This window comes from Wenzhouxiangella sediminis (genome assembly GCF_003410055.1).
Lineage (GTDB): Bacteria > Pseudomonadota > Gammaproteobacteria > Xanthomonadales > Wenzhouxiangellaceae > Wenzhouxiangella > Wenzhouxiangella sediminis.
On sequence record NZ_QUZK01000036.1, the window covers coordinates 1 to 16,465 of the forward strand.

Genomic DNA, 16,465 nt, shown 5'->3' on the forward strand with positions numbered 1-16,465 from the left:
GATCGGATTACCGATCACCTATGAGGATGGGCGGTTACACAGAAATCGGGACAGGCTCGTCTTGGGTGGTTCCCTTCTTTTTTCTTTTTTCTTGTTTCTCTTCGCGTCCTTTGCTGCTTTGCGTCTTTGCGTTTTAAAGATTCTATGGACGTGCCCCTACCAAAGAAAAGGGGCACCATATTCTGGCGCCCCTCTTCCGTGCTTTCCGTGTCTTCCGTGGTTACACGGTTTTAGTTTTACTGCGGACCGGGTTCGGCGAAGTTGGCGAACCACTTGCGGACTTCGTCGTACCAGTACAGTGAGTTGTTGGGCTTCAAGACCCAGTGGTTCTCGTCGGGGAAGTAGATCAGGCGCGATTCGATGTCCTTGCTCTGCAGGGTGCGGAACAGTTCGAAGGCCTGGCCGACCGGGACGCGCAGGTCCTGCTGGCCGTGGATGATCAGCGCGGGGGTGTCGAAGTCCTCGGCGTAGTAGTGCGGTGAGATCTCCTTGTAGATCTCCGGGTTCTCCCAGAAGTTGCCGAAGCGCGTTGCGTGCACGGCGAAGTCGGCGGCCATCTGCGAGTACATGTTGTAGACCGGTGCGTGGATCATCAGCGCGTTGAAGGGATGCGCCTTGCCGAGCAGGATCGACGACAGGTAGCCGCCATAGCTGCCGCCGCCGGCGACCATGCGATCGCCGTCGATCCAGGACTTGTCGGCGAACCATTCGGCCGCGGCAATCGTGTCGTTGTACGGCGCGGTGAGCCAGTCCGGGTTGATGTAGTCGACGAAATCCTGGCCGAAGCCGGACGAGCCGTGGAAGTTGTGCCAGGCGGTGACGTAACCCCAGGACGCGAAGGTCTGGGCGTTCCAGCGGAAATGGAAGACGTCGTTGATCGAGCCGTGCGGCCCGCCGTGGATGAGCAGGAACAGCGGGTATTCCTTGCTCTCGTCGAAGCCCGGCGGATAGTTGACCCACATCTGGATGTCGGCGCCGTCGTGGCCGGAGTAGGTCACCGATTCGTAGCTGCCGGCGTCGACCGAGTCGAGCAGTTCCTTGTTGATGGTGCTCAGGCGCTCGGCCTCGCCGCTGTCGGAGTCGATGCGAACCAGGCGTGGCGGGTACAGGAAGCTCTCGTTGGTGCCGACCAGGGTGCCGTCGTCGGCAACGGCCAGGTCACCGTAGCTGGTATCGGTCGTGATCGCTCGCGGCTCACCGTCGGTGCCGATGAAGAACACGCGCACCGTACCTTCGTCCTGGATGCTGCCGAAGAAGCCGTCCGAGCCCGGCGCCCAGACCAGGCCCGAAGCGGAGCGATCCCAGTCCTCGGTGATGTTGCGCTGCTCGAGCGAGTCGAGATCGACGAGCACGATGTCCTGGGTGTCGCCGTAGAAGCCGGCGATGTCCTGCTGCAGGTAGGCCAGGGTTTCGCCGTCCGGGCTGAACATCGGCGTGCTGTCGCTGGCTTCGTTCTCGGCGGTCAGGTTGTCTGCCGAATCGGCGCCGATCTCGGCGAGGAAGACGTCGTAGTCGGGATCGACGCCGTCGAGCTTGCGGTCGGCCACGAAGGCGATATGGGTCTCGTCGGGATGCACGTCGTAGCTGCCGGCGCCGGCGCCCGAACGGGAGAGCTGTCGGCCCAGGGGTTGGGTGATCGCCTCGACGTCACCGCCGTCGGCCGGCATGCGGAAAACGTGGTTCTGGCGTTCCTCGTCGATCCAGTGATCCCAGGACGAATAAGGCAGAGCGTTCCACTGGTGGGCGGAAACCTTGGATTCCTTTTCCTCGGTTAGCTTTTCTTCCATCGCCTCCCAGTCCATGTCCGGGTAGACGCTGGAGACGAAATAGATGTGCTCGCCGACCCACTTCAGGCCGCCGACCCCGGTGGGCACGTCGCTGAGCTTCTGCGCTTCGCCGGGGCCGCCCATGTTGATGAGGTAGATCTGGCCGGCCTCGTCGTCACCGCGCTTGGCGACGAAGGCCAGGCGATCGCCGTCGGGCGAGAACGCGGGACTGGAAGCATCCTGGCCTTCCACGGTAAGCGGCCGCTCGACCGAACCGTCGGCAGCGAACAGCCACAGTCGTGTCTCGCCGGTGTCTTCCTCGACGTCGTAGTCGGTCACCGGCGCCACGATCCAGTCGCCCGTCGGCGAGATCGCGGGCGAGCCGATGCGATCGAGTTCCCACAACACTTCGGCCGACAAAACCTTGCGTTCGTCCTCGCCGTTGTCGTCCTGGGCCAGTGCCAGGGTGGGGAGTAGCAATAGCAGGGTTAGTAGCAGTCTTCTCATTCCGGTGCCCTCGTCATGTCTAGTTGCCGTTTGAGTTCTCGCAATGGCGCAAAGGCGCAAGGATCGCAAGGAACTTCGAAAGTTGTGTTCAAGCCTCAACTAATTGTTCTATCACTTGGGTTCTTCTCTGGTCACCGGACGCTTTCAATTTTTTGCTGGCGACCTTTGCGCCATTGCGCCTTTGCGAGAAACAAATACCACCCGCACCTCTCAACCGGAGTACGGCTTCAATGAATCCACCGCCATCGTATACGCGGAGTCGGCGGTTTCGTTGGAGATTTCTTCGATCTTCAGGGTGCCTTCCATGTAGAAGGCATCCCAGATGTTGACCATCTCGATGGGTTCTTCGAGGCGGCCGTAGATGATCTGGTTGGCCGGCGGCGGTGGCACGTGGATGCAGGCGCCGAAGTAGGGCACCAGGAAGAAGGTCCTGAGCTTGCCCTCGCCGTCGGTCTCGACCGGCACGACGAAGCCGGGGATCCGGATCTTCTGGCCATCGAACTCGCCCACGGTTTCCCAAGACTGGAATTCCTCGGCCGAGGCGTAGCCGGAATGGTCGACGTTCTTCGAGGCCTCGTCCCAGGCCGTCTGCTCTTCTTCGGGCATCAGGTCCATCCATTCGACCTCGCGCACTTCCTCGGCGAAGGCGAGGCCGGGCACGAGCAGGACGAGGATCGCCAGCGCGATGATCTTTCGGTTCATGCGGATTCCGTTCATTGATTCGATTTTACGCATATAAAGACAACCGCCGGGCGCGACGGGTTCAAAGCCGAACCTGCATACCGTCGGCCAGGGTGCGGCGGTAGGCCATGATGGCCGGAACCAGCGCCACCAGCAAGCCGACGAGGAAGATGCCGCCGAGCACGGCCCACTGCCAGGGTTCGGGTGCCGTCACGCCCACCGCCAGCCCGAAGACGTCGAGCAGCCAGGGACCGAGCGCAATGATGGCGCCCAGGGCCATTGCGATGCCCAGGACCAGTCCGCCGAGCACGATCAGCCCCGCCTCGAAAACCAGCAGCGCGGCGATCTGCCAGGCGCGCGCGCCGTTGGCGCGCAGGATGGCCATCTCGCGGCGGCGCTCGTTGAGCGTGGTCAGCAACACCGTGACCATGCCGAGCAGGCCGGTGATGACGACCAGGATCGCCACTGCCCGGAGCACCAGCTCGGCCACGCCGGTCAACCGCCACAATTGCTGCAGCGTGATGCCGGGCATCACCGCGGTGAGCGGTTCGGCCTCGTAGTCGTTGAGCGATCGCTGCAAGCCGAACACCGCCGCCGGCGCCGTCAGACCGACCAGCACCGCGGAGATTTCTTCGGGCTCGTGTTCGTGGGCGTGCTCGCGCGCCTCGTCGGCGTCCAGGCCGCTGCCCGGTCGATGCACGCCCGACTCCCAGCCGACGTGGATCACGCCGTAGGCGTTCATGGGGATGTAGAGGTTGCGGTCGACCGGCGTGCCGGTGGGCTCGAGCACGCCGCGGACGGTGAAAGGGTGTTCCTCATGCTCGTGCAGGCTGACGTTGCCGCCGCCGTGGGCCAGGTGAATCTCGTCGCCCACCGAGTAGCCGAAGCGCCGGGCGACCTGGTGGCCGATCACGACGTCGAACAGGTCGGTGAAGGTCTCCCCGGCGGCCAGTTCGAGCGGTTGCCGGTCGGCATAGCGGTAGTGCTCGAAAAAGGCCCCGGTCGTCCCGATCACGCGCTCGCCGCGGTGGCTGTCGCCGATCAGCAACGGGATGGTCCACTCGACCATGCGCTGCGCTTCGATGTGTTCGAGCGATTCGTGCGAGATGCTGTTGCCCGGCGTGCCGATGCCGAAAACGGTGTTGAGCAGGAGCTGAACGGGGGCGGTGCGGGCGCCGACGATCAGGTCGGTGCCGGAAACCGAGCGATAGAAGCCCTGACGCACGTCGGTGCGCAGCTGCTCGACCATCACCAACAGCGCAATCGAAAGCCCGATGGTGAATACCGTCAACAGCACCGTGCTGCGCCGGTTCAGCAGGGAGCGCCAGGCCAGGCGGAGCAGGGTCATGCCGCCACTCCCGCCCGGTTGATTTCGGGCAGCTCGACGACGCGGTCGAAGCGCGCCCCCAGTGCCAGGTCATGGCTGACGAACAACAGCGCGCTGCCGGCGACTTCGACGCGTTCGAACAGAAGGTCGAGAAATCGGTCGCGGCGGTCGGCGTCCAGGGCCGAGGTCGGTTCGTCGGCCAGCACCAGTTCGGGCTGGCCGATCAGGGCGCGCGCAGCGGCCACGCGCTGCTGCTGGCCGACGCTGAGCGTATCGGCGCGGCGCTGCCACAGCGATTCCTCGAGGTCCATGGCTGAGAGCAACTGCCGGGCCGCGGCTTCCGCGTTGCCGGCGCGCCGGGCGCGCACGCGAGAGAAGCGGCAAGGCAGGGTCACGTTGGCGGTCACGTCGAGCCAGGGCAGCAGGTTGAACTGCTGGAAGATCACGCCCAGATGGTCGGCGCGGAAGCGGTCCCGGCCGCCGCGAGACAGCGTGGAGAGATCCGATCCGCACAGTTCGATGCGGCCGGATTGCGGCACGACCAGCGCGCCGACGGCCGCCAGCAGGGTGGACTTGCCCGAGCCGCTGGGCCCGTGCAGGAAGACCTTCTCCCCGGCGGCCACGCTGAACGCATCGATATCCAGCACCGGCCGGTCCTCGCCGGGCCAGGCGAAGCGCAGGGAGTCGATGGCGAGTACCGCGTTCATGACAGCCTATTCTGCCGCACGGCGTTCCACGTTTGGTGAGGTCGCGCGGCGGGAGGCAGGCTTCGGTGTGCGGGCAGGTGGGGGCCGGCGTGGTGCGACTTCGACGCAGCCGAGAAGCGCAGGCCCGGTCGGAAAAAGAGCCGGCGATGTCTGAGCGAAGCGAGTTGAGCCGGCTCCCGACCGGGCCGAGCATCGCAGGGCACCCTTCGTCGCGATTTCGCGACGAAGGGCAAGTCGTACGAGCGCCACGCCGGCCCCCACCTGCCCGCACGCCGAAGCCTGCCGCGGCCCCGTTTGCACCGGCCCGGGCCTTGTCGCACAATTGCCGGCCTGTCACGACTATAAAAAACCTCGGGGACTCGAGAACAATGAAAACCACTTCCATTCACGGCATGTGGTCGTCGCGCCTGGCCTTCATCCTGGCCGCCACCGGTTCGGCCGTCGGCCTCGGCAACATCTGGCGCTTTCCCTACATCACCTCCGAAAACGGCGGTGGTGCCTTCGTCCTGATCTACCTGCTGTGCATCCTGATCGTCGGCCTGCCGGTGATGTTTTCCGAAATCGTCATCGGTCGCCGCGGGCGCATGAGCCCGATCAACTCGCTCAAGGAACTGTCCGACGACGTCGGCGCCAGCCGCGCCTGGACCGGCATCGGCTGGATGGGCATCGTTGCCGGTTTCCTGGTGCTGTCTTTTTACTCAGTCGTCGCCGGCTGGACGCTGCACTACGGCTTCCTCTACCTCAAGCAGCTGTTCGGCGCCGCCCCGATCACCGATCCCGGCGCCACCTTCAACAGCCTGCTGGCCGCGCCCGGCGAGCTGACCTTCTGGCACGCGATTTTCATGATGATGACCCTGGGCGTGGTCGCCTTCGGCGTCGAGCGAGGGCTCGAACGTGCCGTCAGCATCCTGATGCCGGTGTTGCTGGGCCTGCTGCTGATCCTGCTCGGTTTCGGGATGAGCACCGGACACTTCACCGAAGCGGTCGGCTTCCTGTTCAAACCCGACTGGTCGCAGGTCTCCGGCGGCATGATCGTCACCGCCATGGGCCAGGCTTTCTTCACCCTGAGCCTGGGCATGTGCGCCATCATGACCTACGGGGCCTACCTGCCGGCGGGGGTGAGCATTCCGCGCGTGGGCATCACGGTGGCGGCCGCCGACACCGCCGTGGCGCTGATCGCCGGGCTGGCCATCTTCCCGATCGTGATTTCCTACGGCATCGACCCGGCCGGTGGCGGCGCGGGCCTGATCTTCACTTCCCTGCCGTTGGCCTTCAACGAGATGCCCTTCGGCATTCTCTACGGCATGATGTTCTTCCTGCTGCTGTCGGTGGCCGCCTGGACCAGCTCGATCTCCCTGCTGGAGCCGGCCACCGCCTACCTGGTCGAGCGCACGAATATGGGCCGCAAGGCCGCGGCCATGATCGTCGGCGCCCTGGCCTGGCTGGCGGGCATGGCTTCGGTGTTCAGCTTCAACGTCTGGTCGCACGTCTCCATCGGCGGCCGCGACATCATGAGCGCCATCGAGCACGCGGCCAACAACATCATGATGCCGCTGGGCGGCATGCTGATCGCCGTGTTCGCCGGCTGGGTGCTGTCCAACAAGGTCACCCACGAGGAGCTGGACAAGAAGATGCCCGACTGGGCCTTCAATGCCTGGCTGTGGCTGGTGCGGGTGGTCACGCCCGCGCTCATCCTGGTGGTGCTGGCGAGCCTGATGGGGTTGATCTGAGGACGGAGGGCTGAGGACTGAGGGCCGAGGTCGCGGGCTGAAGTCGCAAGTCAGAGGTCGGAGGTCAGGAATCCGTTGACGGCTTCGGCCAGCAACGGCGTCAGATCGATCGCCGCTTCCGGCACGTCGACGGTGTTGGTGCACACGATTCTCGCCAGGCCTGCCGATTTCAGGGTCTCCCGGGCGTGCTCGCCGAACAGGCCGTGCACGCCGACGGCCAGCGGGGAGCGGAAGCCGGCCCCGGTCAGGTAGCGGGCGGCTTCGGCCATGGTGGTGCCCGAAGAGATGATGTCGTCGACCAGCACGGGCGTGTGCCCGCCCAGGCCGTCGAGGTCCGGCAGCTGCAGGCTGACGTCGCGGTCGCCGTGGCGCTTCTTGGTGAATACGCGCCAGGGCAGGCCGCGCAGGGCCGCGACGGCACTCACCCATTGTTCGCTCTCGCCGTCGGGGCCGATCAGCACCGGGTCGTCGACTTCCGATGCAATCCAGTCGGCCAGCGCCGGCGCGGCTTCGACGACATTCGAGGCCAACGAATAGATCTCGTCCAGGCTGGCGTAGCGGTGCAGGTGAGGATCGACCGTGACCAACCACTCGAATTCGGCCGAAAGCCAGCGCGCGAAGGGGCGCGAGGTGATCGCTTCGCCCGGGTTGAATCGCATGTCCTGGCGCATGTAGGGCAGGTAGGGACAGACCAGCCCGATGCGGCGTGCGCCCAGTTCGCGGGCCAGGTCGGCGGCGAACAGCAGGGTCGCGAGCTTGTCGTCGGGATGGTCCAGGCGGGCGACCAGCAGGACATCGCGGCCGCCCGGGTCTTCGTGGAGGCGCACGTAGCTCTCGCCGTCGGGAAATCGCCGCCATTCGAGACGACCGGCCGACAGGTCGAGACGCCCCGCGATGGCGTCGGCCAGGTCCTCGCTGCCCGGCAGGGCCAGCAGCAGCGCCCGCTTGCCGCCGGTCACGACGAGCTTCCGATCGCGACGATGCCGTTGGTTTCGGCGTATTCGCGGGCATAGGCGAGCTCACCGCGCGACTCGGCGTGAATGGTGTAGAGCGCCTGTCCACGCTCGACGCGGTCGCCGATGCGAGCGTGCATGTACACGCCCGCGGCCGGCGCACCCGGGGCACCCGCCAGCTTGGCCACTTGCGCCAGGCGGCGATTGTCGAAACGGGTGACCACGCCGGTGTGAGCCGAGGGCATTGCGTGGGTCTCGCTGGCGACCGGTGGATCGCGGAAGTCGCCCTGGGCCCGGCAGATGGCTTCGAAGCGCGCCCGGGCACGGCCGCTGGCCAGGGTTTCCTCGGCCAGCATGCCACCCTCGCCGGTTTCGGCCACCCCGGCCAGTTCCAGCAGGGCCCCGGCCAGCAGAACGGCTCTTTCGCGCAGGTCGGTGGGTTGATCGTCGGCATTGGCGAGTACGGACAGGACGTCGCGGGCCTCCAGCGCCGGGCCGATGCCGCGACCCACGGGTTGCGTTCCGTCGGTGACCAGTACCCGGACCTTCATGCCGAAACGCTCGCCGACTTGCTCGAACCGGGCGACCAGGCGCTCGGCGTCGGCCTGCGAGCGGACCTTGGCCGTTTCGCCGACCGGCACATCCAGGACCAGGTGGGTGGAACCGGCGGCCACCTTCTTGGAAAGCACCGAGGCGACCATCTGGCCCTCGGCGTCGATGTCCATCAGGCGCTCGACGCGGATGAGCGTGTCGTCGACCGGGCTCAGGCGCATGGCCCCGCCCCAGGCCATGCAGCCACCCTGTTGCTCGACGACCTTGCGCAGGGTGGCGATGTCCAGGTCGACGCGGGTCATGGTTTCGACGGTGTCGGCCGTGCCGGCCGGCGAGGTGATGGCCCGCGAGGAGGTCTTGGGCATCCACAGACCGTGCTCGGCTACGATGGGAACAACCAGAGGCGTGGTGCGGTTGCCGGGCAGCCCCCCCACGCAGTGTTTGTCGACGATGATGTCGCGCGGCCATTCAAGCTTTTCGCCCACCGCAACCATGGCGGCGATCATGTCGGTGAGTTCGTCGTCGTCGGGATCACGGGCGGCCATGCTGCTCAGGAACATGGCCAGGTGGACGTCGGCGTATCGTCCGGCGGCGATGTCGTTGATGGTCGCATGCATCTGGGCGCGATCGAGCCGCTTGCCGTAAATGCGGCCGCGCACGGCGCTCAGGGACGCCACCGGTTGCGGGTGACTGATGTGGACGAGATCACCATCGCCGATGCCCAGGCGCTTCCAGGCCGACTCGGACAGACCCAGCTCTTGCAGGCCGAGCAGTTCCGACTCCACCTGGTAGAGCGTGGCAATGATGCTGCGCCGCCCGTTTTTCAGGCGCACCCGGGCGTGGGCCGAGAACCCCTCCGAGCGGCAGACCGGGCAGTCCCGCCGCGTGATCACGACCAGCTCGTCGTGCGTGTCCAGTCCGAGCCGTCGCGCGACGAGATTGTTGCCGTTGGGCGCAGCCGCTCGGACGCTCATCCCAGAACGTGCTCCGAATCGTGGTCGGGCACCACGCAATCCCAACCCAGCTCTTCTTCGATGCGCAACCGCAGCGCATCCGAGGCATCCGGTTCGCCGTGGACGATAAAAGTGAGCTTCGGCGGACGCTCGAATCCGGAAAGCCAGCGCATGATCTCGTCGGCGTCGGCATGGGCCGAGAGCATGTCGAGATTCTCGACGCGGGCCTTCACCGGCCAGTACTGGCCGTGGATCTTGACCGACTCCTCGCCGGCGACCATCTTGGCCCCGCGCGTGCCGCCGGCCTGGTAGCCGGCGAACAGGATGGTGTTGCGCGCATCCGGCGCGTACACCTTGAGGTGGTGAATCACCCGGCCGCCGGTGGCCATCCCGCTGCCGGCAATGATGATCTTCGGATGAGGATCGCGGTCGAGGGCCTTGGAGCCCTCGACGTCCTGAACATACTGGGGCAGGGAACAGGCCGCCTCGGCCTCGGCAACGCTCAGGCGATGATCGTCGGGATGGTCGGCGAAGACCTGGGTTGCGTTGATTGCCAGCGGACTGTCGAGGAAGACCGGCAGTTTCGGGATGGCTCCAGACGAAATCAGGCGGTTGAGGTGGTGCAGCAGAAGCTGCGTGCGGCCGACGGCGAAGGCCGGAATGATCACGCTGCCGCCGCGGCGGACCGTGTCGTTGACGATCGCCGCGATTTCGGCCTCGGCGTCCTCGTGGTTGCGTCGGCGGTTGCCGTAGGTGGACTCGACCAGGAGGTAGTCCGCTTCGCGTACCGGCTCGGGTTCGGGCATGGTCGCGCTGTTGTAGTTGCCGAGATCACCGCTGAAGACGATGCGCATGCCGTGGACGTTGAGTTCGGCGGTAGCAGCGCCGGGAATGTGACCGGCATGGCGAAACATCACCTCGACGTGGTCGGTGCGGTAGGGCTCGTGGAAACGGACCGTCCGGAAGCTCTTCAGGGATTCCTCCGCTTCGGCCTTGGTGTAGAGCGGCTTGGCCGGGCGGTGCTTGGTCCAGCCGTGGCGGTTGGCGTCCTCGGCGTCCTTCTCCTGGATGAAGCCACTGTCGGGCAGCAGGTACCGGCACAGGTCGCGGGTGGCCGGGGTGGCCAGGATCTTGCCGTTGAAGCCTTCCCGGCAGAGCACCGGCAGCCAGCCGGAGTGATCGATGTGCGCGTGGGTGAGAATGACGTGCTTGATCTGCGCAGGATCGATAGGAAGCGAGCGCCAGTTGCGCTGCCTGAGGTTCTTGTAGCCCTGAAACATGCCGCAGTCGACCAGGTAGTGCGACCGTTTGCAGCGCAATAGATACTTCGATCCCGTAACGGTGCCGGCGGCGCCCAGAAATCGGATTGTCGTGTCAGCGGCCTTCGTCATCGTCGTCCCCTCCAGTGGACTCGCAGATGTCGGCAAATCGTTCGAGCAGCCCGGGCCCTGCCCGGGTGTCGGTCACGTCCTCGAGAATGGCCTTGCTGTCGAAGCCTTCCCCGTCGAGCAATTCGCGTCTCGCCTCGACATAGCATCGCATGATCGCCGCATCGAATTCCGGGTGAAACTGCACGCCCCAGCTGCGACCGCCGAAATGGAGGACATGGTTGGGGTCGTCCTCGGTGCGACCCAGCACGCGGGCCGAAGGCGGTGGTTCGAGTACGGCTTCGAGATGCGTGACGTTCACGGATGCGGTGGGCGCCAGCGGCCCCAGCAACGCATCGTCGGGCGTATCGACCGCAAGGCGGCGGGTACCCATCCGGCGACCGTGGGGGTTGGGACCGACCCGGCCGCCCAGGCCGTGGGCGATGAGCTGGTGGCCATAGCACACCCCCAGCACCGGAAGACGGTCCTCGCCGACGAGTTCGGCCAGCCAGACGGCGATGCGTTCGGACCATTCGAGCCGGTGGGACACCATGGCCGGAGAGCCCGTCACGACCACGCCGGCGAATTCACCCATCGAGGTCCGGTCGGGCGGGGGCTCGCCGAGGCTGACGTCGATCGTCCGATAGTCGAAGCGCTTGGGCCCGAACGAGCGAATGAACCAGGTTTCGAAGTCACCGAAGCGACGCCGTGCTTCGGCAAAGGCCGAACCGGTCTTGACGATCAGCAATCGAGAACGCGCGCTCAAGGCTCGAACCGGTCTCCGAATATCTCCGCCCACAGCGCGCGGGCGATGTTGGCGTCGGTCACTTCGAGGATGAACAGGCCGCGGTTGTAGTCGGACACGAGAATGATGTTGTTGCCGAAGTAGGGAAAGACGTTCCAGGCGCCCTGAAAATCGAGGTCACTGCGCCCCGGAAAAGTATCGAAGTAGGCCACCTCGGTGAGAAGGCCCGAACCGGCGTCGTCGATTCTCAGGATGCGCACGCCGCGCTCGTAGTTGGCCTGGAATACGAAGTCGCCGATCACGTACTGGTTGTGATCGATGGCGAGTCCATCGGCGATGTACTCGGCCGGCGGCGGTGCGGTGTCGAGGGACGCAAAATCGAAGACCAGGGTGCGGGTACCCTCCAGGTCGTCGCGAAATTCGTCGAGTTCGTCATCGACGAGGAAGTAGCGCTGATCTTCCGTCAGCCAGCCCTGGTGTGTGTACTGCGAGCCGGCGTAGGTGTGCCGTCCCACCTGGACCGGCTCGGCCTTGTCGGTGACATCGACGATGGTGACGCTGTCCTCGTTGCTGGCCAGGCAGATCTCGCGGCCCTGGTAGTCTGCATCGGGGCCGTGGTAGATCACGCATTGCACGTCGTGCGTATAGCCGTCGCCGTCATAGCATCCGGCGTACTGGGGATCTTGCGGCTGCCGGATGTCGACCATCAGCAGCCCGCCGGCGCATAGATTACTGCCGACGGCGTAGGCATAACCGCTCTGCTCGTTGATGGCGATGTTGTGCGCGCTGTCGAAGCCGGTGAAATGAGCGTCCTGATCGAAGGTGACCGGCAGTTCGGAGCCGGGATCGAGCAGGCGGCGAAGGTCGAAGACCTGGATGCCCTGACCGCTGACCGAATCGGCCACCACGTAGGCATGATCGCGGTAGGTCTTGACGTCGGTCCAGACGTCTTCGGCGACGCCGGCCGGGCGCGGGAGGTTGCCGATATAGACGGGGTTTTCGGGATCGGTGATCTCGACGAAAGCCACGCCGTTGGAGCGACCCATCAAGGCGAACATCCGACCGCTGTCTCGGTGGACCCATCCCCAGTTGTCGGACCCGTTGGCGCCGCCACCGATGTCCTGGAGCGGCAGCCATCCGGCCAGGCGAACGGATCGGCAGCTGAATCCGTCCGCCGAACCATCGACGCAGTCGGCCGGCCCGGAGAAGTCGTAGGCGATCTGCGACTGCCGGTGCATCTGGTGAGCCAGGCTCTCGAATTCCAGATCAGGGTGCTGCTTCTCGAGCACTTGCGCCCGCTGACTGGTAAAACAGGGCCAGGCGACCAGCGGCAACAGGCTCGCGACGGCGAGAGCGATGAGCAAGTGCGGCTTGAACGAATGGCGCATTCGGATCTCCGGCGGGTCTCTTGCCGCGGCCGGCGAAGGATGCAGGCCGGTTGGATCGTCCATCATAACCGGATGAAAGCCACCGGGCAGGGGATGGGCCGTTATACTTGCAGGCTTGTCCGACAGAGTCGACCAAGACCGTGTATTTTCAGGATTTCATCCGCACCCTGGACCGCTACTGGGCCGACCGGGGTTGCGTGCTGACCGCCCCGCTGGACCTGGAAGTGGGTGCCGGCACTTTTCACCCCGCCACCTTCCTGCGCTCCATCGGCCCCGAGCCGTGGAACGCCGCTTACCTGCAGCCCTGCCGTCGGCCCACCGACGGGCGCTACGGCGAAAACCCGAATCGCCTGCAGCACTACTACCAGTACCAGGTGGTGATGAAGCCCTCGCCGCTGGATTTCCAGGAGCTGTACCTGGGATCGCTGGATGCCGTGGGCATCGACCCGAAGGTGCACGACATCCGCTTCGTCGAGGACAACTGGGAATCGCCCACGCTGGGTGCCTGGGGCCTGGGCTGGGAGGTCTGGCTCAACGGCATGGAAGTCACGCAGTTCACCTACTTCCAGCAGGCCGGCGGACTGGCCTGCAAGCCGGTCATGGGCGAGATCACCTACGGCCTGGAACGCCTGGCCATGTACCTGCAGGGCGTGGACAGCGTCTATGACCTGGTGTGGACGGAAGGACCCTTCGGCAAGGTGACCTACGGCGACGTGTTCCACCAGAACGAAGTCGAGCAGTCGACCTACAACTTCGAGCAGGCCGACGTGGACAGCCTGTTCGGCTGGTTCGACACCTGTTATCGCGAAGCCGTGCGGCTGGTCGAAGCGGACCTTCCGCTGCCCGCCTACGACCAGGTGCTCAAGGCGTCTCACACCTTCAACCTGCTCGATGCAAGGCAGGCCATATCCGTCACCGAGCGCCAGCGCTACATCCTGCGCGTGCGCGACATTTCGCGTCGCGTGGCCGAAGCCTACCTGGCTCGGCGCGAGGAATTGGGCTTCCCTGGCCTCAAGGCAGCTGATCGGGAGGACGCGGCATGAGCGAACGCGCCGACCTGCTGATCGAAATCGGCTGCGAGGAACTGCCGGCAGGGCAGCTGCATTCACAAGTCGACCTGCTGGCCCAGGGTCTGGGCTCACGCCTGGCCGATGCCGGCCTGATCGAGAATACCGACGATATCCTGCGGCTGGGCACGCCACGCCGCCTGGCGATCCGGATTCCTGCCGTCAAGGGCAGGCAGGCCGACCAGGTGCTCGAGCGAAAGGGGCCGGCCGACAACGTCGCCCTCGATGCCGACGGCAATCCCACCAAGGCCGCCGAAGGCTTTGCGCGCAGCGTGGGCAAGGCCTTCGACGAGCTCGAATGGCTGGAAAACGACCAGGGCCGCTGGCTGTTCACCCGGGTCGAGCAGCCCGGCAAGGCGCTCGCCGAACTGCTGCCGGAGATGTTCGACGCCACGATCCGGTCGATGGCCGGCGCACGTTCGATGCGCTGGTCCGATCGCGACGAGCGCTTCCTGCGACCGGTTCGCTGGCTGCTTATCCTGCACGGCGACACGCCGCTCGAGCTCGAGTATTTCGGGCTGCAAGCCGGCGCTCAGACCCGCGGGCACCGCATCCACGCGCCGGGGTGGCACCCGGTTTCCGACGCTGGCGCGTATGAATCGACGCTGGAAGCGGCCAGCGTGATCGTCGACCCGGCCCGGCGCCGTCGACAGATCATCGAGCAGGCCAACCGCCTGGCCGGCGAGGCCGGCCTGACGGCCGTGCTCGACGACGCGCTGGTCGACGAGGTCGCCGGCCTGACCGAGTGGCCCGTGGCCGTGATGGGGCGTTTCGACGAGGATTTCCTGCAGGTGCCCGAAGAGGCGCTGATCTCCTCGCTCGAACAGCACCAGAAGAGTTTCGCCCTGCGCGACGACGCCGGCCGCCTGGCGCCGCACTTCATCGCGGTGGCCAATATCGAAAGCAACGAGCCCGAACTGATGACGGCCGGGTTCGAGCGCGTAATCCGACCCCGCCTGGCGGACGCCCGCTTCTTCTGGGAACAGGACCGGCGAAGCGCGCTGGCCGACAAGCGCGAGCGGCTCGACGCCATCCTGTTCCAGGAACGCCTGGGCAGCATCGGCGACAAGGTTCGCCGGCTCGAGCAGTTGGTCGAGACCACCGCCCCCGCCCTGGACGCAAGCATCGAAACCACGTTGCGGGCCGCGGTGCTTTGCAAGTGCGACCTGGTCACCGAAATGGTCGGCGAGTTCCCGGAGTTGCAGGGCATCATGGGGCGTTACTACGCGCTGGCCGACGGCGAGCCGAAAGGCGTGGCGGATGCCATCGAGGGCCACTATCGCCCGCGGCACGCAGGCGACGCGCTCGCCGCGGACCCGGCCGGCCGTGCCCTGGCGCTGGCCGACCGGCTCGACACCGTGCTGGGCGTTTTCGCCGCCGGCCAGAAACCCAAGGGCGGCAAGGATCCCTTCGCCTTGCGCCGCGCCGCGCTCGGCATCGTGCGCCTGCTCGGCGACTCCGGCACCACGCTGACCCTGCGCAAGTCGCTCGAGGCGGCTGCCCGCGCGCTGCAGGATACGGTCGAGGTCGATGGAGAACTGCTCGACGAAGTGGAGCAGTTCGTGTTCGAACGACTGCGCTCCTGGGCGGCCGAGCAGGGCATGGAGACCAACACGGTGCACGCTGTGGCCGCCGGCGAGTCGGGATCGGTCGCGGATTTCCTGGCGCGGGCGCGGGCCGTGCAGCAGTTCGCCGACGATCCGGCCATGGCCTCGCTGGTGGCGGCAAACAAGCGAGCGAGCAACCTGCTCAAGCAGGCCGGGCTCGAGTCCGGTCAGCGAATCGACCGCAGGCTGCTCGGCGAGGCCGCCGAATCGGGCCTGGTCGAGGCCATCGATGCCACCGAGGCCCGGCTGGACGAAGCCATGGAACGGGCCGATTACCCGGCGGCACTGGCCGCGCTGGCCCAGTTGCGCGAGCCGGTGGACACCTTTTTCGACGAGGTGATGGTGATGTGCGACGACGAAGCGCTGAAGAACAACCGCCTGGCCCTGCTCGCCCACCTGCGATCGCTGTTCCTGCGCGTCGCCGACGTGGCCCGCCTGGGGCGCTGATGGGGGGCCAGGCCGCACCGGTACTGATCGAGCGCGCCCTGCTGCTGGGCCGGGGGGAGAAGTCGCCGGATGCCGGCCGCATCGAGCGTGTCGTGTCCTTCCAGCGCCGCGGTCACCGCGTGCTGCTGGTCGCCCCGAAGCCGACCAGCTGGCGCCCGACGCGAAGAAGCGTCGATCACGACCTGGCCCTGCAGCAGCAGCTCCACCAGCTGTTCTCTCGTGCCGGCGCCGAACTCGACGGCGTCCTCTACCTGGGCACCGGCCTGTTCAGCCGCAAGGACCGCCAGAAGAATGAATTCGAACAGACCGCGAGGCGTTATGGGCGCAACGTCGGCGAAATGGTACTCATCGGATCTGATCAGGCGCTAATTGAAGCGGCCGATCGAGGCGGCCTCCAGCTCCGCGTGATCGGATCGACCCCGATCACCAACATCCCCACCTTCGAAGACTTCAAGACCGCCCTGGCGAACGCCTCCTGACGGCTTCGTTCTGGCTGTGCGGGTGGTACGGGTTCACGCCAAGGCGCCAAGGCGCCAAGGTCGCTAAGAAGAACAAGAAAAGACAATAAGTTTCAGGACTGAACGGTCACGCTCGAGAGTTCGCCTCGGGTTCGAGGCGCCTCCCACGACCATTCTCTCCATTTCCTTGGCGAACTTCGCGCCTTGGCG

13 protein-coding genes are annotated in these 16,465 nt (G+C 65.9%); 4 read left to right on the forward strand and 9 right to left on the reverse strand.

Annotation, left to right across the window (positions count from 1 at the left end; genetic code table 11):
- Window positions 1-236: 236 nt before the first annotated feature.
- The 4 genes from DZC52_RS08405 to DZC52_RS08420 all read right to left on the reverse strand — a co-directional run bounded on the left by DZC52_RS08405 (window position 237) and on the right by DZC52_RS08420 (window position 4,988).
- Complete coding sequence (locus DZC52_RS08405; protein ID WP_116650692.1) at window positions 237-2,273, reverse strand: alpha/beta hydrolase family protein; 2,037 nt, start codon at window positions 2,271-2,273, stop codon at window positions 237-239.
- A gap of 210 nt (window positions 2,274-2,483) precedes the next feature.
- Window positions 2,484-2,975, reverse strand: a complete 492-nt coding sequence (locus DZC52_RS08410) for a DUF3299 domain-containing protein (protein WP_181918851.1) — start codon at window positions 2,973-2,975, stop codon at window positions 2,484-2,486.
- A gap of 61 nt (window positions 2,976-3,036) precedes the next feature.
- Window positions 3,037-4,302, reverse strand: coding sequence for an ABC transporter permease (locus DZC52_RS08415; protein WP_116650694.1), 1,266 nt, complete (start codon window positions 4,300-4,302; stop codon window positions 3,037-3,039).
- Entirely contained in the window at window positions 4,299-4,988 is a 690-nt protein-coding gene (locus DZC52_RS08420) for an ABC transporter ATP-binding protein (RefSeq protein ID WP_116650695.1), read from the reverse strand. The genes DZC52_RS08415 and DZC52_RS08420 overlap by 4 nt, the downstream gene beginning before the upstream one ends.
- A gap of 368 nt (window positions 4,989-5,356) precedes the next feature.
- On the opposite strand from DZC52_RS08420, the gene DZC52_RS08425 reads away from it, so the two are divergent.
- Window positions 5,357-6,718, forward strand: a complete 1,362-nt coding sequence (locus DZC52_RS08425; RefSeq protein WP_116650696.1) for a sodium-dependent transporter — start codon at window positions 5,357-5,359, stop codon at window positions 6,716-6,718.
- A 50-nt stretch (window positions 6,719-6,768) separates the two neighbouring features.
- Here the strand turns inward: DZC52_RS08425 and DZC52_RS08430 are convergent, their stop codons facing one another.
- Genes DZC52_RS08430 through DZC52_RS08450 form a run of 5 tightly spaced genes read right to left on the reverse strand, consistent with a single transcriptional unit; the run spans window position 6,769 to window position 12,676 of the window.
- On the reverse strand, window positions 6,769-7,677 hold the full coding sequence (locus tag DZC52_RS08430; protein ID WP_116650697.1) for a ribose-phosphate pyrophosphokinase: 909 nt from the start codon (window positions 7,675-7,677) through the stop codon (window positions 6,769-6,771).
- Entirely contained in the window at window positions 7,674-9,197 is a 1,524-nt protein-coding gene (locus DZC52_RS08435) for a thymidine phosphorylase family protein (protein ID WP_116650698.1), read from the reverse strand. The genes DZC52_RS08430 and DZC52_RS08435 overlap by 4 nt, the downstream gene beginning before the upstream one ends.
- Window positions 9,194-10,567, reverse strand: coding sequence for an MBL fold metallo-hydrolase RNA specificity domain-containing protein (locus DZC52_RS08440; protein ID WP_116650699.1), 1,374 nt, complete (start codon window positions 10,565-10,567; stop codon window positions 9,194-9,196). Before DZC52_RS08440 ends, DZC52_RS08435 begins: the two co-directional genes overlap by 4 nt.
- Window positions 10,551-11,309: a glutamine amidotransferase gene (locus DZC52_RS08445; RefSeq protein WP_181918852.1), complete on the reverse strand. Its 759-nt coding sequence runs from the start codon at window positions 11,307-11,309 to the stop codon at window positions 10,551-10,553. Before DZC52_RS08445 ends, DZC52_RS08440 begins: the two co-directional genes overlap by 17 nt.
- Entirely contained in the window at window positions 11,306-12,676 is a 1,371-nt protein-coding gene (locus DZC52_RS08450; RefSeq protein ID WP_181918853.1) for a choice-of-anchor B family protein, read from the reverse strand. The genes DZC52_RS08445 and DZC52_RS08450 overlap by 4 nt, the downstream gene beginning before the upstream one ends.
- A 140-nt stretch (window positions 12,677-12,816) precedes the next feature.
- Between DZC52_RS08450 and glyQ the strand changes: the two genes are divergently transcribed.
- Genes glyQ through DZC52_RS08465 form a run of 3 tightly spaced genes read left to right on the forward strand, consistent with a single transcriptional unit; the run spans window position 12,817 to window position 16,276 of the window.
- Complete coding sequence (glyQ, locus tag DZC52_RS08455) at window positions 12,817-13,719, forward strand: glycine--tRNA ligase subunit alpha (protein ID WP_220338313.1); 903 nt, start codon at window positions 12,817-12,819, stop codon at window positions 13,717-13,719.
- Window positions 13,716-15,797 carry a glycine--tRNA ligase subunit beta gene (gene glyS, locus DZC52_RS08460; protein WP_116650703.1) on the forward strand — a complete coding sequence of 694 codons (2,082 nt, stop codon included), beginning with the start codon at window positions 13,716-13,718 and terminating at the stop codon, window positions 15,795-15,797. Before glyQ ends, glyS begins: the two co-directional genes overlap by 4 nt.
- Window positions 15,797-16,276 (forward strand): hypothetical protein, encoded by a 480-nt coding sequence (locus DZC52_RS08465; RefSeq protein WP_116650704.1) that lies wholly within the window; start codon window positions 15,797-15,799, stop codon window positions 16,274-16,276. The genes glyS and DZC52_RS08465 overlap by 1 nt, the downstream gene beginning before the upstream one ends.
- Window positions 16,277-16,465: the final 189 nt, after the last annotated feature.